The following is a 22,030-nucleotide window of genomic DNA, read 5'->3' as shown; positions in this document are numbered from 1 at the left end:
TTGAGCCCCATGAGTCAGGCCGCGCAGAATCTGAACTGGCTGATCACCAACTTCGTGGACAACACCCCCGGGGTGTCCCACACGGTGGTGGTCTCCGCCGATGGACTGCTGCTCGCGATGTCGGAGGGTTTCCCGCGCGACCGCGCCGACCAGCTGGCGGCAGTCGCCTCCGGTCTGACGTCGCTGACCGCGGGTGCCTCCCGGATCTTCGAGGGCGGCGCCGTCAGTCAGACGGTGGTGGAGATGGAGCGCGGATTCCTCTTCCTGATGTCCATCTCGGACGGTTCCTCACTGGCCGTTCTCGCCCACCCGGACGCCGACATCGGTCTGGTCGGGTACGAGATGGCACTCCTGGTCGACCGCGCGGGCACCGTCCTCACGCCCGACCTCCGCGCCGAGCTCCAGGGCAGTCTGCTCCACTAGGCGGCCATGCAGCGGATTCCAGACACGATCCCCTCAGGTACTTCCCACAACCCTCACCCGTCCGGCCGCCACAGCCCCCTCACCGGCCCCATCCGACAGCAGGCCGACCCCCTGTCGTCACGCCCGGAGGATTCATGACCCCGCCACCCGCCTCACACGATCCGTACGGCGCACTGCACCACGCGTCGTACGACGGTGAAGGCGACCAGCCGCTGGTACGTCCGTACGCCATGACCGGTGGCCGGACCCGGCCGCGCTACCAGCTCGCCATAGAGGCACTGGTCAGCACCACGGCCGACCCGGCGCATCTGGGAACGCTGCTCCCCGAGCACCAGCGGATCTGCCACCTGTGCCGTGAGGTCAAGTCGGTGGCCGAGGTGTCGGCGCTGCTGTCCATGCCGCTCGGTGTGGCCCGGATCCTTGTCGCGGACCTGGCGGAAGCCGGCATGGTGGCCATCCACCAGCCGGGTAATGGAGAGGCCGGCGGCGCGCCGGATGTGACACTGCTCGAAAGGGTGCTCAGTGGACTTCGCAAGCTCTAACGGCGGTACGGGCCGTGCCACCACCTCGGCGAAGATCGTGGTGGCGGGCGGTTTCGGCGTGGGCAAGACCACGTTCGTCGGAGCCGTTTCGGAGATCAACCCGCTGCGCACCGAGGCCGTGATGACGTCCGCCTCCGCGGGCATCGACGACCTGACCCACACCGGGGACAAGACCACCACCACGGTGGCCATGGACTTCGGCCGCATCACCCTGGACCAGGACCTCATCCTGTACCTCTTCGGCACCCCCGGACAGGACCGGTTCTGGTTCATGTGGGACGACCTGGTCCGCGGCGCCATCGGCGCCGTCGTCCTCGTCGACACCCGCCGCCTCGCCGACTGCTTCCCCGCCGTCGACTACTTCGAGAACAGCGGCCTCCCCTTCGTCATCGCCCTCAACGGCTTCGACGGACACCAGCCCTACACCCCCGACGAAGTACGCGAAGCACTCCAGATCGGCCCCGACGCGCCCATCATCACGACGGACGCCCGCCACCGCGCGGACGCCAAGAGCGGTCTGATCACCCTGGTCGAGCACGCTCTGATGGCCCGTCTGAAGTAGACGTAAGTCATTAACGGCATACGGAAGTTGCCGTAGTCACGCGGGGGCGACCTGTGTCCTTTGACACGATCCGCCCCCGCGTTCATAACGTTTCGACAGAGAATTGCCCACGAAACAACACCCGACGCATCCGACCGGTGCCACTGCGCTCACATGAGCCCCGCCTTTTGACGGGGCTCGCTCTTTATGCCCGTTTTATCTGCGGCCTGGACCACTCGGAATGGCTGATTCCGACTGTTTGGAACGTGGCCGGTCCCCGTGCTGCAATGCGACGAACTACCGAGTAGTTCGGCCCTGAACGAAATCCGGCACAGCGTGGGTGCCGACGCCGAGAGGTTGTTGGTCAGTGAGGCGAAGCAACGAGGGCTCCGCGGCGCAGCCCGAGCGGGGGAACTTCACCCCGCCGCCGCGTGCCGCGGCGGCGCCCGCGACCGGTCCCGAGCCGGCCGGCAGCACCAGCCGGCTGGCCCCGCGCAACTGGCGCGTGGCCACCCGGCTCAACGCGATCCTCCTCATCCCCGTACTCGTCGGCCTGGTCATGGGTGGCTTCCAGGTGAAGGAGTCGGTCGACACCTGGAGCGAGGCGCAGGAGGCCGAGAAGACCGCGCTGATCGTGCGCGCGGCCTCGGACTACGGACAGGCGCTGCTCGATGAGCGCGACCTCACCGCGCAGCCGCTGCTGTCCGACGAGCGTTCGGCGGCCGTCGTCGAAGAGGCCCGTGCCACCACGGACGACGCCCGGACGAAGTTCGACGCCGCCGTGAAGGACATGCCCGCGAAGCAGGGCCTGGAGCGTCGTCTCAAGCTCTTCAAGGCCGAGGAGCCCAAACTCCCCGGGCTGCGCAAGGCCGCGTACTCCGAGGCGCTGGACCCGGTGAGGACCGAAGAGGGCTACACCCAGGTCCAGCACTCGCTGATGGAGTTCTCCAACGAGCTCGGACTCGGCACCGGCAACATCACCAGCTACGGCCGCACCGTCTACGCGGTCGAGCTGGCCAAGGCTGCAGAATCGCTTCAGCGCTCCATCGGCATGCATCTGCTGGTCCGTCCCAGCCCGCGTCCCGGCACGTTCGACGAGCAGGTCACGGCCTTCGGCTCGTACAACTATCTGGAGCAGATCGCGCTCGGCGAGTTCAACTCGGGCGGCACCCAGGCGGATGTGGACCGGCTCAAGGAGGTCATGGCGGGCAAGGCCGCCGAGGGCGCCAAGCAGATCAGGACCGCCGAGGCCGAGGCGAAGGCGGCGGGCAAGCCGTTCGTGGCGCCGCCGAGCATCGACGGGTCGGTCTTCGACGGCATGGCCGAGGAGATCGGCCGGGGCCAGACCCCCGAGAAGCTGAAGGCGAAGGGGATCACCCCCGAGACCTGGATGGCCGCCGCCACGGCCAAGTTCGAGGGTTACGCCACGGTCGAGGACGAGCTGGTCGACAAGGCCGTGACCGAGGCGGCGGACATCTCCGCCGGGGCGAAGACGGATGCCGTCGTCAACGGCGCGGTCGTGGTCGTCGCGCTGCTGGCCGCCTTCGTGCTGGCCGGGCTCATGGCCCGGCAGATGAGCCGCTCGATGCGCCGGCTGCGTACCGCCGCCTTCGCCATCGCCGAGCAGCGGCTGCCGATGCTGGTCGACCAGTTGTCGCGGACCGATCCCGGCCGGGTCGACACCAGGGTCCAGCCGATCCCGGTCAACTCCCAGGACGAGATCGGCGAGGTCGCCCGCGCCTTCGACCAGGTGCACCGCGAGGCCGTCCGGCTCGCCGCCGAACAGGCGCTGCTGCGGGGCAACGTCAACGCGATCTTCACCAACCTCTCGCGCCGCAACCAGTCGCTCATCGAGGGCCAGCTGACCCTCATCACCGGCCTGGAGAACAGCGAGGCCGATCCGGACCAGCTGGAGAGCCTGTTCAAGCTGGACCACCTGGCTACCCGGATGCGCCGCAACGGCGAGAACCTCCTCGTCCTCGCGGGCGAGGAGCCCGGCCGCCGCTGGAACCAGCCGGTACCCCTGGTCGACGTGCTGCGGGCGGCCTCCTCCGAGGTGGAGTCCTACGAGCGCATCGAGCTCACCGGCGTACCGGAGAGCGAGATCCACGGCCAGGCCGTCACCGACCTGGTGCACCTGCTGGCGGAGCTGCTGGAGAACGCCACCACGTTCTCCTCGCCGCAGACCAAGGTCCGCGTCAACGCGACCCGGCTGCCGGACGGCCGGGTGATGGTCGAGATCCACGACAAGGGGATCGGTCTCACCCCCGAGGACTTCGCGGACATCAACCACAAGCTGGCCAACCCGCCGACCGTGGACGCCGCAGTGTCCCAGCGCATGGGCCTGTTCGTGGTCGGCCGGCTCTCCGACCGGCACGGCATCCGGGTCCAGCTGCGCCCCTCGGGGGAGCAGGCCGGGACGACCTCACTGGTCATGCTCCCGGATGCCATCACCCACGGTGGCGGCGGCGAACCCGGCGCCGCGCAGGGCGACTTCACCGTCTCCTCGATCATCCCCGAGCAGCAGTCCTTCCCGGCCGGCCCGCAGCAGCCGCAGATCCGCACGGCGGCCGAGCTCGGCTTCGACGATTCCCGGTACGAGGCACCGGCGGACCCGGCGCGGCTGGACCCGGTCAACCGCTCGCTGATGCGGGAGGAGCGCCGGGCCGCGCTGGAGCCCCAGCAGCCGCAGGGCCAGGACCAGCAGCCCTACGCGCAGGACCCGTACAGCCAGGACGCGTACGGCCAGGACCCGTACGGCCAGTACGCCCACGAGCCGTACCCCCAGGGGCCGTACGCACCGGAGCGGTACGCGCAGGAGCCGGCGGGACAGCAGGGCTACGAGGAGGGCTCCCACGAGAGCTCCTACGAGCGGTACGGCACCGGGGACGGCTACCCGCACCAGGCACAGGAGCTCCACCAGTCCCCGCGGGAAGACTCTGCGGAGACGGCATATGCGACTCCGTACGGCTCCGGGAACGACCAGCCCCACCAGGATGATTGGCCTGATCAGAGTGGGTACCAGGGCACTTATGAGCCGGTTGCCCAGCTCGAAGCGGAATCTCTTCCCAGCGCCCCCGCACAACCTCGGGAGCGCGTAGGCTTCGATAGTCCGGGGTCTGCCCCGGACGACGGCCACGAGCTGACCGAAGCCGGTCTGCCGCGCCGTGGCGGCCAGCAGCACTGGCAGCCCACCGGCCGCGGAAACGGTCAGCCCGTCGCAGCCCGACAGCAGCCGCAGCCGGAACAGCCGCGGTCGCAGGAGCAGCAGGCCGCGCAGGCGGACGGGGACGGCCCGGACGACTGGCGCTCGACGAACGACGAGCGCTGGGAGCGGGCCGAGAAGCTCCGTGAACCGAAGGCGGGCGGGATCACCCCCTCCGGTCTTCCCCGGCGTGTACCCAAGGCCAATCTGGTCGAGGGCACGGCGGAGCAGACCCAGCAGGGCGGCCCACAGGTCTCCCGCGCCCCCGAGGACGTCCGTGGCAGGTTGAGCAACCTGCGACGCGGTATCCAGCGGGGACGCAGCGCGGGGTCGGACACAAGTAATACCTACAACCAGGAGCGTTAGTGTGAGCCCGATGAGCCAGGCGGCGCAGAATCTCAACTGGTTGATCACCAACTTCGTGGACAACACCCCCGGGGTGTCGCACACGGTGGTGGTCTCCGCCGACGGACTCCTGCTGGCCATGTCCGAGGGATTCCCGCGCGACCGCGCCGACCAGCTGGCGGCCGTCGCCTCCGGTCTGACGTCGCTGACCGCGGGTGCCTCCCGGATCTTCGAGGGCGGCGCCGTGAATCAGACCGTTGTGGAGATGGAGCGGGGATTCCTCTTCATCATGTCCATCTCGGACGGTTCCTCCCTTGCTGTCCTCGCCCACCCGGATGCCGATATCGGTCTGGTCGGGTACGAAATGGCCCTTCTGGTCGACCGCGCGGGGGGTGTGCTGACCCCGGACCTCCGGGCAGAGCTCCAGGGAAGTCTTCTTAACTAGTAGACAGACAGTGCGTTTCTCGCCACCGCGCCATAAAGTGCGGTGGCGCGGCCCCACTGGGATCGGCGACCGGCAGGCGGAGGAGGAAACGTGGCAGCACCCACAGACGGGCACCCGTATGACGGTGGCCGGCGGGTTCCGGGTGAGCACGGTGACAACCGGTTCAACTTCCCCTCCGCACCCAGCAGACAGGGTGCGCAGCCGCCCCGTCGGCAGCAGCCCTACCAGCCGTACCAACAGCCGTACCAGCAGCCGCAGCAGCAGCCCTGGAGCACACAGGGGTCCGACTGGCCCCCGCAGCACCCGGGTTCGGGGTGGCCCCAGCAGTCCCCGCAGCCCCAGCAACCGCAACAGCCGCGCATTCAGCCGGTGCAGCCGCAGCGGGCTCCCGAGCCCGCCGCGCACTCCGGGCCCAACCCGCTGGTCCGTCCGTACGCCATGACAGGCGGCCGGACGCGGCCGCGATACCAGCTCGCCATCGAGGCGCTGGTCAGCACCACGGCCGATCCGTCCCGGCTGCAAGGGCAGTTGCCCGAGCACCAGCGGATCTGCCGGCTCTGCATCGAGATCAAGTCGGTAGCCGAGATTTCGGCCCTTCTCTCGATCCCCCTCGGCGTAACCCGGATCCTCGTCGCCGACCTGGCCGAGGCGGGACTCGTCGCTATCCATCAGCCCGGCGGCGACGAGGCCGCCGGCGGTCAGCCAGATGTGACACTGCTCGAAAGGGTGCTCAGTGGACTTCGCAAGCTCTAGCGGCGGAGCGGCCCGCTCCACTACCTCGGCGAAGATCGTGGTGGCAGGGGGCTTCGGCGTGGGTAAGACCACGTTTGTCGGTGCCGTTTCGGAGATCAATCCGCTGCGTACCGAAGCCGTGATGACGTCCGCCTCCGCGGGCATCGACGACCTGACCCACACCGGGGACAAGACCACCACCACGGTGGCCATGGACTTCGGCCGCATCACCCTGGACCAGGACCTCATCCTGTACCTCTTCGGCACCCCCGGACAGGACCGGTTCTGGTTCATGTGGGACGACCTGGTCCGCGGCGCCATCGGCGCCGTCGTCCTCGTCGACACCCGCCGCCTCGCCGACTGCTTCCCCGCCGTCGACTACTTCGAGAACAGCGGCCTCCCCTTCGTCATCGCCCTCAACGGCTTCGACGGACACCAGCCCTACACCCCCGACGAAGTACGCGAAGCACTCCAGATCGGCCCCGACACCCCGATCCTCACGACGGACGCCCGCCACCGCGCGGACGCCAAGAGCGCGCTCATCACGCTGGTCGAGCACGCCCTGATGGCCCGCCTGCGCTGACGGTCCCGGCCGCCGCACGCGAAAGCCCCGCACTCCTGGAGTGCGGGGCTTTCGTACGGGCCATGGGGCATGGGCCATGAGGCATGGGCCGGGAGGCCGTGGGCCCACCGGGAGGCCATGGGGCCGGCAGGCGCCCCAAAGGCCTCTCAGCGGCCGTTCTCAGCCCTGCCAGCTGTGCGGGGCACGGAATCCGGGGGTGCGCTCCAGACGGCGCCATCCGGCGGTGTCACGGCCCCGGTGGGCGGGAGCGGCGGGACGGGCCGCGGCGCGGGCGAGCAGCACCGCGGTGATGGCCGCGAGCTCCTCGGGGTCCGCCTGGCCCTTCTCGACGCGCAGCACTGACTCGGCAGGGGTGAGGCTCATAGGGATGTCTCCGTCTTCTCGGCAGGGTTTCCGTGGACTCCGGCGGGGGCCGCCGGAGCGTTGCCTACTGCGGCGGGTTGCCGTGCTTACGGGACGGCAGGTCGGCGTGCTTGTTGCGGAGCATCGCGAGCGAGGCGATCAGTACCTCGCGGGTCTCGGCCGGGTCGATGACGTCGTCGACCAGACCGCGCTCCGCGGCGTAGTAGGGGTGCATCAGCTCGGCCTTGTACTCCTTGACCATGCGGGCCCGCATGGCCTCGGAGTCCTCGGCGTCCGCGATCTGGCGGCGGAAGATGACGTTGGCGGCACCTTCGGCGCCCATCACGGCGATCTCGTTGGTGGGCCAGGCGTAGGTGAGGTCGGCGCCGATGGACTGGCTGTCCATGACGATGTAGGCGCCTCCGTAGGCCTTGCGCAGGATCAGCGAGATCCTGGGCACGGTGGCGTTGCAGTACGCGTAGAGGAGCTTCGCGCCGTGCCGGATGATCCCACCGTGCTCCTGATCGACGCCGGGGAGGAAGCCGGGTACGTCCAGGAGAGTGATGATGGGAATGTTGAACGCATCACACATCTGGACGAATCGCGCGGCCTTCTCGGACGCCTCGATGTCCAGGACCCCGGCCAGCGACTGCGGCTGGTTGGCCACGATGCCGACGACGGCGCCGTCCATGCGGGCCATGGCACAGATGATGTTGCGGGCCCAGCGTTCGTGGATCTCCAGGTAGTCGCCGTCGTCGACGAGTTCCTCGATGACCTTGTGCATGTCGTAGGGGCGGTTGCCGTCGGCGGGGACCAGGTCCAGCAGGACGTCGCCGCGCCGGTCGGCCGGGTCGCCGGTCTCGGCGGTGGGCGGGTTCTCCCGGTTGTTGGACGGCAGCATCCCGATCAGGTACCGGACCTCGGCGATGCAGGTCTCCTCGTCGTCGTACGCGAAGTGCGCGACGCCCGAGGTCTCGGCGTGCACGTCCGCGCCGCCGAGACCGTTCTGGGAGATCTCCTCGCCGGTGACCGCCTTCACCACGTCCGGACCCGTGATGAACATCTGCGAGGTCTCGCGGACCATGAACACGAAGTCCGTCAGCGCCGGGCTGTAGGCGGCGCCGCCGGCGCACGGGCCGAGCATCACGCTGATCTGCGGGATGACGCCCGAGGCCCGCGTGTTCCGCTGGAAGATCCCGCCGTATCCCGCGAGCGCGGAGACGCCCTCCTGGATACGGGCGCCCGCGCCGTCGTTCAGCGACACCAGCGGCGCACCCGCCGAGATCGCCATGTCCATGATCTTGTGGATCTTCGTGGCGTGGGCCTCGCCCAGCGCCCCGCCGAAGATCCGGAAGTCGTGCGCGTACACGAAGACCGTCCGGCCCTCGACCGTGCCCCACCCGGTGATCACACCGTCCGTGTACGGCTTCTTCGCCTCCAGGCCGAAACCGGTCGCCCGGTGCCGGCGCAGCTGCTCGACCTCCTTGAACGAACCCGGGTCCAGCAACAGCTCGATGCGCTCACGCGCCGTCAGCTTGCCCTTGGCGTGCTGCGCCTCGGTCGCCCGGTCGCTCGGTCCGCGCCTCGCCTGCTCACGCAGGGCCAGCAGTTCGGCCACCCGGCCACGGGTGTCGGTCGGCTCACCCGGGGTTTCCTCCACAACGGTCATGTATCGACCCTACGAACCCCGACCCAGAAATCGTGCCGTCGACTCCGAACAGTCTCCTGACCCGTTTCGTGGTGGGTGTGAACAGAAGCCCGCCCCGATGCAGCCGAACCACCAGCCCCACAGGGCTCCGCCTTGTGGGCCCTCCACAAAGCGGAGCGTGTGGTGCGCGGCACAGGCAGGGGGCGGTCGTCAGCGCACTTCGCAGCGCAGCACGGCGCCTTCGGTGCCGGGTTCGGCGCGCAGGACGAGCCGGTTCCCGGTGGCCCGGACCTCGATTCCCGCGTCGGCGCGGACCACTGTACGTACCCGACGGTCCCAGACCACGTCCACCGGGGTGCCGGTCCGGTCGGGGCCGCTGACACAGAGCGTAGTGGAGCGCGGGCCCCGTCTGACGAGCACGCTCGCCGGGGCCGTGGCGGACAGCGGTCCCGCCGCACCGGCCTGCCAGAAATTGGCGGCGGTCAGGCCCAGTGAGCGCACGGCGACGGCCTGCGCCGCGGCCGTGTTGGCCAGCACCTTCAGCCAGCCGCGGTCGGCGCCCCGGGCGGCCACCGTGCGCCGGTCGGCGCCCGGCATCAGCAGGTAGACGTAGCCGGCGTCGGCCGGGTCGGTGCCGTGGTCGAGCCAGAGCGTCTGCCAGTGGCGGGTCTCGCGGGCGGTCGAGCTGGTGGTGTTGATGTCGGCCCAGGCCCCGGTCCTCGCCTCGCGCAGCGTGCGCAGCGCGGCGCCGCCGGGCAGGACCCAGCCGCCGTGTCCCTCCAGGTGGGCCCAGCGCGGGCGCTCCCGGTCGTCGAGGGTGAAGGGGTGGGCGGCGCCGTCCGGGCCGAGGTTGCGGTTGTCGACGACCGTCTCGACGGGCACCCCGTCGGTGGCGGTGATCCCCGCGCCCAGGCAGATGACCGCGTCGGCGGCGCAGAACCACGACTTGCGGGCCTGAAGGGTGGACCCGAGGCCCTTGACGTGCTGCCCGACCGCGGCGAACTCGCCGTCGTGCGCGCCGCCGGTCCAGCGGGCCGCGGGCCGGGGCTCGCCCCATTCGCCGCCCGCCCGGTCGGGGAGGCGCCGGGTGGAGACGGTGATCCCGGGCAGGCGGTACCAGTCGACGGTCGGCCAGAACCAGTCGGTGTACTGGTCGCCCCGCTCGGCCCCCGGCCACCAGTAGAGCATTCCCGCCCCGGTGTGCCAGCCGCGCGGGTTCTCGCCGTTGCCGCACTCGTAGGAGCTGATGCGCTCCGAGGACATGGAGATGTTCGCGGCCCAGCCGGGGCGGCGGTGCACGGCCCGGTCCATGGCCGCGAACAGGGTGTGGCCGACCGGTTCGGGGGCGGCGGGGACGGGGGCCGCCGCAGCGGCGTGCAGCCGGGCGAGGTCGGCGACGTCGAACTGCGGGGCGGTCAGGACCGGGGAGGTGGTGTCCCGCTCGATCCAGCCCTTGACCATGGCGTTCCACCGGTCGCGCTCGGCGGCGGACGCCCCGCCCGCGAGCAGGGCGATGGCCGCGATCAGACCCTGCCCGTGGAAGTGGTCGCCACGCAGCACCCGGCGTTCGTCGCCCTTGAGCAGGCCCCGGCTGATGGCGCGGCCGTTGACACTGTCCATCGCCAGGCCGTTGTAGATCAGCGGCGCGTAGGCGTGCTCCACGCTGTCGAGGACGGTCTGCCGGGCCGGGTCGGTGACCGCCCAGGAGGAACCGGCCAGCAGCGCGAAGAGCCGGCCGAGGCCGTCGAGCATGACCTGCCCGTACGTCCCCGAGTAGGCGACCCAGGTGTGCTGGACGAAGGAGCCGTCGGCATAGAGCCCGTCGCCCTTCGTCACGTACGGGAAGACGGGCGAGAGGGCGTCACGGGCCAGCGCGATCCTGGCGGGGTCCCGGCCGAGGATGCCGCGCAGGGCGACGGAACGGCAGAGGTCGACCCGGTTGGCGCCGGTGGAGGTGCCGCTGTAGTCGCGGAGCACGGCGTCCGGGATGAAGTGGTCCACGGCGGCGCAGGCGGCCTGCCGCTGCTCGCGCGTGAGGTGGTCGTGCAGGACGGCGACGATGTCCATGAGGAGGCGGGGGCTGCCGATCTGCCACTCCCACCAGTTCCCGTAGCGGGTGGTGGACGGGTTGTAGACCGTGGCGGCCAGGTGGTCGAGGCCGCGTACGACGGCGGCGAGGAGAGCGGTGTCGCCCGTGTGCCCGGTGCCGGGCTGGGCGTACGCCCGGGTCATGGTCCACAGGCGGCTGTAGCTCTGGGTGATGCCGGACGGCGGGTCGAAGGTCCGGTCGGGCCAGAGGGAGCCGGGGGCCGGGCTCATCGACTCGGCGAATCCGGCGGCGCGTTCACCGGTCGCGGTGAGGCGGGAGGCGTAGGGCTCGGCGGCGGCGTCGTAGCCGGTGCCGAGCGCGAGACCGGTCCAGCGCAGGCGGAGGGAGTCGAACTCCTCGTCGGCGAGGGCTTCCTGGCCACCGGCGGCACGGGCCGGTCCGGACAGGGCGGCACCGAGGGCGGTGGCACCGCCGGTGGCCAGGAAGGCCCGGCGCGACCAGGCGGCGGATGTGAGCGGCACGGGAGAACCTCCGGGGGCGGGGGTCCGGCCACCGGCCGGGCCCCGAACGGTGTGCACCGGGCGCCCGCCGGTCCAGCGCCCCTCCCGGCAGCCCCTACCCCGCCGCGCCGCCCGGCACGCACGCTCGCGGCGTCGGCACGGACCCCGGGCGGGGCGGGGCGCGGTGGATGGGGCCCGGTGGAAGAGGCGGGACGGACGAGGCCCGTTGCCAGGGGCGGGGAGGACGGGGCGGGGAGGACGGGGCGGGCGGGAGCCGACGGCCGGCCGGGCCGGATCAGGGGCGCCGAGGGGGTGCGGCCGGCTTCCCGGCCGCACCCCCGTGCGCTCAGCTTCCGCAGTGGAAGCGGGCGTTGCCCCAGTCCGCGTGGTCGTTGCCGTTGCTGTCGCCGCCGTCGTCGACGACCAGCTCGACGTACGCCGCGCCGGTGACATCGGCGGTGAGCGGCCAGGCGGCGTCGGCCGCCCCGAGCACCGGCGACTTCACCTTCTCGGTGCCGTCGGCGGTGACGGAGAACCGCACGCTGCCGCGCGAGGCCTGGACGTCGTCCACACCCACCTCGGCGGTGAAGGAGGTGCACTTCCCGCCCAGGTAGTAGCGGACCCTGGCCGGGGCGTGGGTGCCGAGGCCCTTGGCGTACGTGACGGAGCCGATCCTCAGCGGGGATCCGTCACCGGTGCCCGTCTCCCCGTTGGACAGATCCCGCTCGACCGGTCCCCAGCCGTTCTCGGAGGCCGTCCAGTCCAGGTCACTGGCCCAGCTGTCGGCGGTGGGCGGCGGCGGGAGGGTCCGTACGGAGGTCTGCGCGGCCAGCTTCCGTCCGGCACCCCCGACCGTGTACACCGCCTGTGAACCCAGCTGGTACGTCCGGTACTCGGCGGCCGGCGGCGGGGTGACCCGCCACGTTCCGGTGGCCTTCGCGCCCGGGGCGACCGAGTCGAAGGCGATGGCTCCCACGGGCTCGGCGCTCCAGCCTTCAGGCACGGTCAGGGCCACCTCGACACCGGTCGCGGGCGCGGTCTCGTGGTTGCTGAACGTGGCCTTCACCGTGTTGGCCTCGCCGGGCACCAGGGTCTCCGCGTCGGCGGCGACGGCGAGTGTGCCGCAGGCGGCCTCCTGCCCGGCGGGGGTGGGGCCGAGGTCGGTCACGGTGAAGCCGTCGAGGACGAAGTCGGCGCCGTCCGGGGCGTCCCCGCGCTTGCTCAGCCCGGTCCAGGTGTCGCCGCAGCCCGCGGTGAGTGTCCGGCTGAAGTGGCCGGTGGTGCGCTGCTCACCGATGGGGGTGGTGCGGGTCCGAGTGGTGACGGGGGTGCCGTCCGCGCCGGTGCGGTCGTAGCCGTCGACCCATTCGTAGGCCCCGGCGTGGCTGGACTGGTAGTCGTACTCGATCCGGTAGCTGCGGCCCTCGGCCATGGGCACGGTCCAGGGGGCCGTGCGGTAGACGAGGCCGGCGTTCTCCTCATGGGCCTTGAGCGACTCCTTGCCGCCGAGCACGTCGTCGACGAGCTTCCCGTTCCAGCCCGCCTGGGTGTACGGGGCGTGCAGCTGGGAGATGCTGGTGCGGGGGTCGGTGGAGCCGCCCGCGTCGCCCTTGAGGAAGGGGCCCCAGCCCTGGTCGACATCCTCGAAGTCCTCGTGGACGACCGTGTTCTTCCTGGTCGCGGGTGCGTTCTCGACGATACGGACATCGTCGGCGCGGACCGTGGCGGCGCCGGTGCCGCCGCCGGTGCCGTCCTTCGCCGCTTCGACGCGGAGTGTGGTGCGGCCGTTCGCGGGGGCGGTGAAGTTGACCTTGGCCCGCTGGAAGTACGTGCCGTTCCAGTCGGAGGCGGCGACCTGGTCCTTCGCGGTGGAGCGGTCCACGGCGACGGACCTTCCGCCCGCCGTCAGCGTGGTGTGCCGGCTCCTGCCGGGTTCGACCTCGATGAGGGCGGAGGCGGTGTAGCGCCTGCCGGGTTCGAGGCCGGTGATCCGCTGGGAGACGGCGGCGGTGGCGGCTCCGGAGAGCGCGGCGCTGTTGCGCCCCCGGCCGTCGGTGTCACGGGTGACGGTGCCGGTCCGGGTCCAGTCGCCGAGCCCGCTGTCGTTGAAGCCGGGGTCCGCGACCGGGGTGCCCTCGCCCCACCGGGGGTCGGCGGCGCGGGGGGCGCGGTCCGGGTAGAGGACGTACGGCTGTCCGGCGGTGGCCTTCAGCGTGATCCGCCCGTCCGCGGGGCGGACGGTGGTGACCTTCTCCCGGCCGTTGTCGGTGAGCCGGTAGACGGTGTACGGGCCCTTGCCGGGCACCGCCCAACTGCTGCTGCCGCCCTTCTCGCTGTAGTAATAGAGCTTCTTCCCGCCGTCCCAGGGGAGCAGGTAGTCGGTGCCGCTGAGGACCTTGCGGCCGTGGTCGTAGAACGTGCGCTTTCCGTCCTCGACCGTGCCGCGCACCTCACCGGTGAAGGTGATGTCATGGCCCTTCCAGCGGGTGATCCGCTGCTGCTGGAGGTACTTCGCGGGCAGGTTCTTCTGCCAGATGTTGGCGTAGAAGGCGTTCCAGTCGCTCTCGCCGGTCCAGCCCTCGAACTCCTCGATGGCGCTCTGGCCGAGAACCGGGTCGTTGTTCCAGATGTCCTTCTCGCCGTTGCGGATGAAGCGGATGATCTGCGAGTTGAGGCCCTTGTTGGTGGCCCCGCCGTAGTTCAGGTCGTTCGCCCAGTGCGACCACAGGGAGCCGCGCTCGAACTTGTCGGCCCACTCGGTGCCGACGTTCCAGCCCTGCCGCTGCACGGCACGCAGGGTGCTGTCGGCGATCCAGCCGTGCGAGTAGTAGACGTCGATGTAGAGCAGGCTGAGGTTCTTGTCGGTCTCGTCGCGCAGCTGCTGGAAGCGCCGGGCCAGGCCGCCGCTGTTGATGTCGCGGCGCTGGTCGATGTAGTAGCTCTGGTTGAGCCAGTTCCAGCCGGGCCTGGTCCGGTCCACGAGCTTCTCGTCGAAGGCCTTCGCCTCGGGGTAGGACTCGGTGGCGTTCACATGGACGCCGAAGGTGGCGCCCCACTTCTTCCCGTTCCTGAGCAGTGCGTTGAGGTCCTTGAGCCCGCCGGCGCGCTTGTTGTAGTTGCCGCCGTAGTCGGGGTGGGCGGAGTCGTGGCCCTCGGAGCCGTACCCCTTGAGGACGGCGAGCTGGCCGAGGCCGTCCGTGGCCTGCGAGATCCGCTTGACGTCGTCGAGCGTGCGCAGGAAGGGGTGGGTGGCCTGGCTGGCGAAGTTGAACGGGATGTGGGTGACCACCCGGTCCGGGGTGTCCCGCGCGCCGGGCGCGGCGATGCCGATCGTACGGAACGCGATGGCGCCGTCCTGCCAGTCGACGGCCTTGTCGCCGTTGGCGTCGGGCGTGACGACGACCTTCGCCCAGGGGAGGTCCGCGCCGCTCGCGGGCTTCGGCGCGCCCTCGCCCCGGTAGGTCCACTGGCCGGACCAGAGGCCGACCCGGACGCTGCCGTCCCCGGCCTTGCGGGCCTGGTGCCAGAAGCGGGCGTCGTCGCCGCCGGTGGCGCCCGCGGGCTTGTCGTACGAGGAGTTGGACTCGACGGCCGCGGCGAGCGAACCGGTGTTCACGAGGGCGTACGTGGCGCCGACGGGTGCGCTGTCGGGGGCCGTCGCGGCACTGACCTCCGCGAAGACGTCGGCGGTGCGCGTGGAGTCCGGGTCGAGCGTGGTGAACGCGGTCGCCGCGCCGGACTCCGCGGAGCCCACGGAGACCAGGTCGTGCCCGGGTATGTCGATGGTGGAGACGCGGAAGGCCTCGGTGTCGCGGACGGCGGTCACCCGGAACGTGGTGGCGCGTCCCGCGACGGAGAGCGTGGCGTCGATCTCGATGCCGGGCAGGTCGGTGAAGGTGAGGGTGTAGCGGGCGGTGGAGGCGGTGACCTCGGGGGCGCTCTTGAGCTTCACCGGGTGGGCGGTGCCGTTGAGGGTGACGGTGGTGACCGGCCGCGTACTGCCGAGGAGCCGCTTCCCGCCGGCCCGGTCGGTGTACGACAGGACGCGCGGGAAGTCGTCGGCGACGGCGACGGAGAGCTGCGCGGATCCGATGACGGCGGAGCCGCCCGGGTCGGCCGCCCCGGCTGCGGCGGGGAGCGGGTCGGCGGCTGCGGCGGGGAGGCTGGTCCCCACGAGCGCCAGGACGGCTGCTGAGGCGGCGGCGACGGCGCCGGCGGAGGTGAATCTTCGCGACATGGGCCCTGAGTAGTCCTCGTGTCCGGACACCGTCAACGATGTGCGGCGTCATGGGCCGTCGCAGTCCAACAACCGCCACGCGTTAGTCCAAGTGGGACGGGCCCGGACCGGACGGGCCGGCCCGTTCATCTCTTGATCGCCGGATCCGGCGATCCGTCGCGCCCCGCCCGCCGCCTTTCCGGACGGAGCCGTTCAAGTGAGGCGTGTGTGCGACGAGTTGTGAAGACTCCGCATTTCTGAGAGCGCTCTCAGTCGCAACTCTTGACGCTCGCCCCGGGCGTCGCGAGAGTGGTGCGCACCGCGGACACCCCGGGGCATCACCTCCCCCATCCCTGGCCACTCCCCCTCACCACCCCCTCGCCACTCCTCGTGTCACTCCTCGCGCCACTCCCCCTCACCGCCCCCGCGATCCACCGTCCGCGGCCCCCCACACACACCTCGGGAGTCCCTCGTGATTTCGCGCAGAACGTTCCTGACGGGCACCGCCGCCTCGGCCGCGGCGCTGGGCTATCCCCTCTGGGGAAGCGCGCTGAGCCCGCGGGCCGCCGCGGCACCCGCGACCTGCGAACTGGCCCTGGAGAACCGCTCGCTGCCCGGCACGGTGCACGCCTATGTCACCGGTCATGAGCAGGGCACCGGCCGCTGGGCGCTCCTGCGCCCGGACGGAGGCGTCTACCGCCCCGAGTCCCCGGGGGCGCCGCAGACCCCGCTGCCGGTCGACTGCGCCATCCCGCTGAAGGGCGCGGGAGCCGGACCGGTCGTACTGACGCTCCCTCAGATGTTCGGCGCCCGGGTCTACTTCGTACGCGACGCCAAGCTGGACTTCTATCTGAACCCCGGGCCCTCCCTGGTGGAACCGGCCTTCGCCACGCCCACCGACCCGAACTACGGGCGGACCTGGTCGTTCTGCGAGTTCACCTTCAACCCGCAGCAGCTGTTCGCGAACATCAGCTACGTCGACCTGGTGACGTCGCTGCCGATCGGGCTGAGGCTGGAGGGCGACTCCACGCACACCGTCGCCCCGCTGCCGGACGGCGCGGTGGGGCGGATCGCCGACGGCCTCACGGCGCAGGCCGCCGCCGACGGGCAGCCCTGGGACAGGCTGGTCACCCGGGGGCCGGACGGCGGTGTGCTGCGGGTGATCTCGCCGCAGAACCTGATGGCCCCGTTCTTCGACCGGCCGGAACAGATGCCGTTCCGGGATCTGTTCACGGCACAGATCGACGAGGTGTGGAACAAGTACCGCTCCACCGATCTGCGCATCGACCTCCAGGGCGGCCGGGGCACGCTCGCCGGGCGGGTCAGCGGCGACACCCTGACGTTCGCGGGCGGACACACCTTCGGCAAGCCGGTGTCGAAGGACATCTTCACCTGCAACCACGGACCGTTCACCAACAACCCGGGCGACTCCGACGACAAGAAGGCGATCCTGGCCCGGCTGGCGGCCGGTTTCAACCGCTCGATCATGCTCAGCCACCCGAACCAGCCGAACGGCACCACGGTGGCGGACTACTACAGGGGAACGGTGACCAACCACTGGTCCCGCGTCGTCCACGCCAACAGCCCGATCGGCTACGCGTTCCCCTACGACGACGTACGCCCCGACGGCCAGCCGGACGTCTCGGGTGCGGCCCACGACGGCAACCCGCGCCGCTTCACGGTGAGCGTGGGCTCCTGAACCCTCCCCCCACGGGGCCGGACACGGCCCGGGGTTCCGTGGCTCCCCCGCCCTCCGGGGCGGGGGCGTCGCGCGTCGCGGGCCCGGTCCGCCCCGGGTGAGGCCCACCGCCTCCGGGGCCTCCCGGGCGAGCGGCAGGTTAGGTTAACCTAAGTTCATGCTGGCTACAGTCCCGGGCCGCGAGCGCGGCGAGGCGCCCCCGGCGGTCGCGCCCCGATGGGCCGAGCCGTCGCCGGGCGGCGCCCTGGTGTCCGCCCCCTATCTGCTGACCACCGCGGTCTTCGACGGCTCCACGCACTCGGCGGCGGCCACCGGAGGGGTGCACACGCACACCGACGCGCTCCTGGTCTGGCCGCACCACGGCTCACTGACACTGCACACGCGCCACACGATGCGCCGGCTCGTACCCGGCCAGGGGGTCTGGCTGCCGCCCGGCACCCCGCACGACTCCTCGCCCGACCCGGGCAGCGTGAGCTGCTACACCTATGTGACCCGGGCGGCGATTCCGCCGCACTGGTCCGCCGCGCGCCCGCTGCGCGTACGGCGCGCCCTGCAGGAGATGCTGCTCCACCTGGACGCCACCCCCATGCCCGACGACCTCCGGCTGCGGACCCAGCGCGTCGTCATCGACCTGCTGGAGGAGGACCCGCATCCCGCCATCGACGTCCCCGTCCCCGAGGACGCGCGGATCCGCGCCCTGGCCGACGACGTCATGCGCGACCCGGAGAGCGACCTCTCGCTGGAGGCATGGGCGGCGCGGCACGCGCTGAGCGTACGCACCGTCACCCGGGCGTTCGGCCGCGATGTCGGCATGTCCTTCGCCCGGTGGCGGTCGCTGGTGCGGATGTCCGCGGCGACGACACTGCTGGCACAGGGCCGTCCGGTCAATCTGGTCGCGCACCGCTGCGGCTACTCCACCACCAGCGCGTTCTCCGCCGCCTTCCGGCGGGTCACCGGAGCCAGCCCGACCGAGTACCTGCGCGAGCAGACGGTGCCGGCGCCCGCCGGCCACTGAGCACTCCCCGCCGCCGGGCGGAGGCGGCGGACACGGCCGCGCCTCCCCCGCCACCCGAAGGGCCCCCGCACCGGCGGGGGCCCTTCGCTCTACCGGAAACACCCGGCCGGGAATGCCGCAGATCCGGTATGTGGCCGATTCTCGACACACCATGGCCACTGCGCGCCCCCCGCCGGCGGCCCGATTCCCTAGCGTTCACTTAGGTGAGGGTTACCTAAGTTAAAGTGTGGGCTCGATCGCACGCGTGTCGTCCCGCCGCGGTCCCCTTCCCCATACAACCGCCGTCGCGCCAACGCGTCGTGCACAGATCCGAGGAGAAGCATGTCCATATCCATCCCGGCCGGACGCGGACCGGGCGCCGTGGCCCGCCTCATGGCGCTGGTGCTCGCCGCCGTCGTCGTGCTGGCGGGCTGCGGCAGCGGCACGTCCGAACCGGACCCGGCGAAGGCGAAGGCCGACGCCGCTTCGGACAGCTTCCCGGTGAGCATCAAGCACGGCCACGGCACCACCACGGTCAAGGAGAAGCCCAAGCGCATCGTGGCGGTCAGCTGGATGTCGCTGGACGTGGTCGCGGCCCTGGGGACGGTCCCGGTCGGCGTGGACGAGCAGTGGGGCGGCGACAAGCAGGGCTACACCCCGTGGTTCCGCAGCACGGTGGAGAAGCTCGGCGGTCCGCTGCCCGAGACGCTGAACTACGGCGACGCGGGCGAGACCGACTTCGAGCAGATCCTCTCGCTGAAGCCGGACCTCATCGTCGGCCTGTACTCCGGCATCACCGATGTCGACTACAAGCGCCTCTCCGAGATCGCTCCCACCATCCCGTATCTGGAGAAGCCCTGGGACGGCGGGACCTGGCAGGAGATGACCCGCACGATCGCCAAGGCGATGGGCGAGACCGAGAAGGCCGAGACCATCGTCACCGACGTCGAGGGCACCCTGGCCACCGTGGCGAAGGAGCACCCGGAGTTCAAGGACAAGACCTTCGCCTACGGAGTCGCCCTCACGCCCGGGGCGACGGACGTCGGTCTGTATCTCCACTACGACGCCCGCGTCCGGCTGCTCACCGAGATGGGCTTCAGGAACACCCCGTCGATGGAAACGATCGCGTCCACCGTGAAGGGCACCAACTGGTACGGCGGGGTCAGCCTGGAGAAGCTCGACACGATCGAGGCCGACATCTTCGTCGGCTGGGCCAACGGCTCGGCCGAGGTCCCCTACTCCCTCAAGGACCCGCTGTTCTCGCGCTGGAAGCCGATCGCCGGGAAGCACTACGCGTTCGTGCAGGACGCCGCCCTGGGCATGGCCACCAGCGGGCCGTCCGTGCTCTCCATCCCCTGGGCGATGGAGCGCTATGTCCCGATGCTCGCCGACGCCGTCTCGGGCAGGGGCAACACCGGCGCGGGCTCCTGACCTCCGTCCGCCGCTCCCCCAGGTGACGCCCTCTCCCAAGGACAACCATGACGACCGCCCCACCCACGGGTGACCTCACCACCGGTACGGCGCGCGATGCGCCGGGCCCGCGCGGCGTCGCGGGCCCGGCCGCCCCGCGCAGCCGCCACCGCTACCGCCTGCTGATCCTGCTGGCCGCCGTGGCGCTGCTGCTCGCCGTCACCGTGCTCAGCGTGATGGTCGGCGCCCGCGCCATCGCTCCCGGCACGGTGTGGGACGCGCTGTTCCACTTCGACGACTCCGACGAGCATGTGATGGTGCGCGAACTGCGCGTGCCGCGCACCGTGATCGGGCTGGTGGTGGGTGCGGCCCTCGGCCTCAGCGGCGCCCTGATCCAGGCGTTCACCCGCAACCCCCTGGCCGATCCCGGCATCCTCGGCGTGAACGCGGGCGCGAGCCTCGCGGTGACGTTCGCGGTCGCCGTACTGGGGTACACCGCCGCCGGCCAGTTCATCTGGTTCGCGCTGGCGGGGGCCCTCGGGCTCACCGTGCTCGTCTACACGCTCGGCTCCCTCGGCGCCGACCGGGGCAGCCCGGTGAAACTCACCCTCGCGGGAGTCGCGTTCACCGCCGTGTGCGGCGGCTTCACCTCCGCCATGGCACTCAAGAGCACGACCACGTTCGACGTCATGCGGTTCTGGGGCGTCGGCTCCATCGGCGGCCGGTCGCTCGACATCCTCCCCATCGCCCTGCCGCTGATCGGCGCCGGTCTTCTGCTCGGACTGTGCAGCGCGGGCTCGCTCAACGCCCTCGCGCTGGGCGACGACATCGCCCGGTCGCTGGGCACCCGTCTCGCGGTGACCCGGGTGGTCCTGGTCCTCGCCGTCACCCTGCTGGCCGGGACCGCCGTGGCCGTCGCCGGTCCGATCTCGTTCGTCGGGCTGATGGTGCCCCACATCGTGCGCTGGTTCGTGGGACCCGACCAGCGCTGGATCCTGCCCGTCACGGTCATCCTCGCGCCCGCCTTCCTGCTGGCCGCCGACATCATCGGACGGGTGATCCTGCCGTCCGGCGAGATGCGGGTCGGCCTCGTCACGGCGCTCGTCGGCGCGCCCGTCCTCGTCGCGCTCGTCCGGCGCCGGAAGGTGAGCACCCTGTGACCGTCGGAACAACGAAGCGAGCGGCGGCGGACCGGGTCGACTTCGGACGGACCGTATGGGCCTGGCGCCGGAACGGGATGGCACTGCGCGTCGAGCGGCGTTCCGTCCTCGTCTGCGCCGCCCTGGCCCTCGCCGTGGTCGTCCTGGGCGTCCTCACCCTGGGCACCGGGTCCATCTCGCTCACCCCGGGGCAGGTGCTGTCCGCCCTGTTCGACCCGGACGCCGACTCCCGTGACCGGCTGGTCGTCGTGACCTGGCGGCTGCCCCGGCTGCTGTTCGCGATCGTCTGCGGAGCGGCGCTCGCCATCAGCGGCGCGCTCTTCCAGTCGCTCACCAAGAACCCGCTGGGCTCCCCCGACGTGATCGGCTTCGCCTCCGGTTCGTACGCCGGCGCGAGCGTGGTCATGCTGCTGCTCGGCACCGCCAACTACCTCGCCGTCGCCACGGGTTCACTGATCGGCGGAGCGGGCACCGCGCTCCTGGTGTATCTGCTGGCCTACCGGGGCGGACTGGCCCCCTTCCGTCTCATCATCGTCGGGATCGCCGTCGGCGCCTTCCTCAGCTCCTTCACCTCGATGCTGCTCCTCTCCGTCAACCCGCAGCAGGCGATGCTGGCGGCCACCTGGGGAGCGGGCTCCCTCAGCGGGCTCGGCTTCGAGCAACTGCGGGCGACGGCCGTCGTCTTCGTCCTGCTGCTGATCTGCTCGGCGGCCGTGGTGCGGCCTCTGGTCCATCTGGAGCTGGGCGACGACGCGGCCGTGGCCCTCGGGGTGGGCGCGCAGCGCGCACGGCTCGCGGCCACCCTCGTCGGGGTCGCGCTCACGGCGCTGGTGACGGCGGCGGTCGGGCCGATCGCGTTCATCGCGCTCGCCGCACCGCAGATCGCCCAGCGGCTGACGCGGAGTCCCACCACGGTACGGATCGCCCCGGCGGCGCTGACCGGCGCGGCGGTCCTGGTCGGCGCCGACTTCGTCGCCCAGCGCGTCAACCTGCCCGTGGGCGTGGTCACGCTGTGCGTCGGCGGGGCCTATCTGGCCTGGCTGCTCGCCCGCCAGTACACGGGACGGCGCGGATGACCGTACCGGCCCCGTCCCTCCCGTCCCCCTTGCCCGCCCCGCCGCTCCGGCGCGTCCCGTCCCCCCTGCCGGTCCCGCCGCACCCGCCCGCCCTGTCGCATCCGCCGCTCCGGCCGCCC

General features: G+C 71.4%; 16 protein-coding genes. 12 read left to right on the top strand and 4 right to left on the bottom strand.

Annotation, left to right across the window (positions count from 1 at the left end; translation table 11 throughout):
• Nucleotides 1-9: 9 nt before the first annotated feature.
• The 7 genes from ABT170_RS04155 to ABT170_RS04125 all read left to right on the top strand — a co-directional run bounded on the left by ABT170_RS04155 (nt 10) and on the right by ABT170_RS04125 (nt 6,816).
• Nucleotides 10-423, top strand: coding sequence for a roadblock/LC7 domain-containing protein (locus tag ABT170_RS04155; RefSeq protein WP_006127850.1), 414 nt, complete (start codon nt 10-12; stop codon nt 421-423).
• 134 nt (nt 424-557) lie between these two features.
• Nucleotides 558-965 carry a DUF742 domain-containing protein gene (locus ABT170_RS04150; protein WP_073726950.1) on the top strand — a complete coding sequence of 136 codons (408 nt, stop codon included), beginning with the start codon at nt 558-560 and terminating at the stop codon, nt 963-965.
• Nucleotides 946-1,527, top strand: coding sequence for a GTP-binding protein (locus ABT170_RS04145; RefSeq protein ID WP_073213974.1), 582 nt, complete (start codon nt 946-948; stop codon nt 1,525-1,527). Before ABT170_RS04150 ends, ABT170_RS04145 begins: the two co-directional genes overlap by 20 nt.
• Before the next feature lie 346 nt (nt 1,528-1,873).
• Nucleotides 1,874-5,077 (top strand): sensor histidine kinase, encoded by a 3,204-nt coding sequence (locus tag ABT170_RS04140; protein ID WP_351863932.1) that lies wholly within the window; start codon nt 1,874-1,876, stop codon nt 5,075-5,077.
• Between the two features lie 10 nt (nt 5,078-5,087).
• Complete coding sequence (locus tag ABT170_RS04135; RefSeq protein WP_073771622.1) at nt 5,088-5,501, top strand: roadblock/LC7 domain-containing protein; 414 nt, start codon at nt 5,088-5,090, stop codon at nt 5,499-5,501.
• A 90-nt stretch (nt 5,502-5,591) separates the two neighbouring features.
• A complete protein-coding gene (locus ABT170_RS04130; RefSeq protein WP_329940188.1) occupies nt 5,592-6,254 on the top strand; it encodes a DUF742 domain-containing protein in 663 nt (220 codons plus the stop codon).
• Nucleotides 6,235-6,816 (top strand): GTP-binding protein, encoded by a 582-nt coding sequence (locus tag ABT170_RS04125; protein WP_014048542.1) that lies wholly within the window; start codon nt 6,235-6,237, stop codon nt 6,814-6,816. Before ABT170_RS04130 ends, ABT170_RS04125 begins: the two co-directional genes overlap by 20 nt.
• A 159-nt stretch (nt 6,817-6,975) precedes the next feature.
• Here the strand turns inward: ABT170_RS04125 and ABT170_RS04120 are convergent, their stop codons facing one another.
• The 4 genes from ABT170_RS04120 to ABT170_RS04105 all read right to left on the bottom strand — a co-directional run bounded on the left by ABT170_RS04120 (nt 6,976) and on the right by ABT170_RS04105 (nt 15,593).
• Nucleotides 6,976-7,179, bottom strand: a complete 204-nt coding sequence (locus ABT170_RS04120; protein ID WP_329945846.1) for an acyl-CoA carboxylase subunit epsilon — start codon at nt 7,177-7,179, stop codon at nt 6,976-6,978.
• Between the two features lie 64 nt (nt 7,180-7,243).
• Complete coding sequence (locus tag ABT170_RS04115; RefSeq protein ID WP_329945847.1) at nt 7,244-8,827, bottom strand: acyl-CoA carboxylase subunit beta; 1,584 nt, start codon at nt 8,825-8,827, stop codon at nt 7,244-7,246.
• Nucleotides 8,828-9,016: 189 nt separating this feature from the next.
• Nucleotides 9,017-11,377, bottom strand: a complete 2,361-nt coding sequence (locus tag ABT170_RS04110; RefSeq protein WP_502970470.1) for a polysaccharide lyase 8 family protein — start codon at nt 11,375-11,377, stop codon at nt 9,017-9,019.
• Nucleotides 11,378-11,702: 325 nt separating this feature from the next.
• Complete coding sequence (locus tag ABT170_RS04105) at nt 11,703-15,593, bottom strand: endo-alpha-N-acetylgalactosaminidase family protein (protein WP_351863928.1); 3,891 nt, start codon at nt 15,591-15,593, stop codon at nt 11,703-11,705.
• 451 nt (nt 15,594-16,044) lie between these two features.
• Between ABT170_RS04105 and ABT170_RS04100 the strand changes: the two genes are divergently transcribed.
• From ABT170_RS04100 to ABT170_RS04080, 5 genes are all read left to right on the top strand, one after another.
• Nucleotides 16,045-17,271, top strand: a complete 1,227-nt coding sequence (locus ABT170_RS04100) for a glycoside hydrolase family 64 protein (RefSeq protein ID WP_329945849.1) — start codon at nt 16,045-16,047, stop codon at nt 17,269-17,271.
• 157 nt (nt 17,272-17,428) lie between these two features.
• A complete protein-coding gene (locus ABT170_RS04095; protein ID WP_351863924.1) occupies nt 17,429-18,286 on the top strand; it encodes a helix-turn-helix domain-containing protein in 858 nt (285 codons plus the stop codon).
• A 321-nt stretch (nt 18,287-18,607) separates the two neighbouring features.
• Nucleotides 18,608-19,696, top strand: a complete 1,089-nt coding sequence (locus tag ABT170_RS04090; RefSeq protein WP_329945851.1) for an iron-siderophore ABC transporter substrate-binding protein — start codon at nt 18,608-18,610, stop codon at nt 19,694-19,696.
• A gap of 47 nt (nt 19,697-19,743) precedes the next feature.
• Entirely contained in the window at nt 19,744-20,835 is a 1,092-nt protein-coding gene (locus ABT170_RS04085) for a FecCD family ABC transporter permease (protein ID WP_329945852.1), read from the top strand.
• Nucleotides 20,836-20,912: 77 nt separating this feature from the next.
• Complete coding sequence (locus ABT170_RS04080) at nt 20,913-21,911, top strand: FecCD family ABC transporter permease (RefSeq protein ID WP_351864105.1); 999 nt, start codon at nt 20,913-20,915, stop codon at nt 21,909-21,911.
• Nucleotides 21,912-22,030 lie beyond the last annotated feature (119 nt).

The sequence above is a fragment of the Streptomyces sp. NPDC001787 genome (assembly GCF_040297465.1).
Lineage (GTDB): Bacteria > Actinomycetota > Actinomycetes > Streptomycetales > Streptomycetaceae > Streptomyces.
The sequence above is the reverse complement of the archived record's forward strand: the minus strand, read 5'-3'. Positions and strand labels throughout refer to the sequence as shown.

Coding starts and splice junctions, on each gene's coding strand:
- ABT170_RS04155 (WP_006127850.1), top strand. CDS start 10: ATGAGTCAGGCCGCGCAGAATCTGAACTGGCTGATCACCAACTTCGTG.
- ABT170_RS04135 (WP_073771622.1), top strand. CDS start 5,088: ATGAGCCAGGCGGCGCAGAATCTCAACTGGTTGATCACCAACTTCGTG.
- ABT170_RS04090 (WP_329945851.1), top strand. CDS start 18,608: ATGTCCATATCCATCCCGGCCGGACGCGGACCGGGCGCCGTGGCCCGC.
- ABT170_RS04150 (WP_073726950.1), top strand. CDS start 558: ATGACCCCGCCACCCGCCTCACACGATCCGTACGGCGCACTGCACCAC.
- ABT170_RS04120 (WP_329945846.1), bottom strand. CDS start 7,179: ATGAGCCTCACCCCTGCCGAGTCAGTGCTGCGCGTCGAGAAGGGCCAG.
- ABT170_RS04080 (WP_351864105.1), top strand. CDS start 20,913: ATGGCACTGCGCGTCGAGCGGCGTTCCGTCCTCGTCTGCGCCGCCCTG.
- ABT170_RS04115 (WP_329945847.1), bottom strand. CDS start 8,827: ATGACCGTTGTGGAGGAAACCCCGGGTGAGCCGACCGACACCCGTGGC.
- ABT170_RS04085 (WP_329945852.1), top strand. CDS start 19,744: ATGACGACCGCCCCACCCACGGGTGACCTCACCACCGGTACGGCGCGC.
- ABT170_RS04105 (WP_351863928.1), bottom strand. CDS start 15,593: ATGTCGCGAAGATTCACCTCCGCCGGCGCCGTCGCCGCCGCCTCAGCA.
- ABT170_RS04095 (WP_351863924.1), top strand. CDS start 17,429: ATGCTGGCTACAGTCCCGGGCCGCGAGCGCGGCGAGGCGCCCCCGGCG.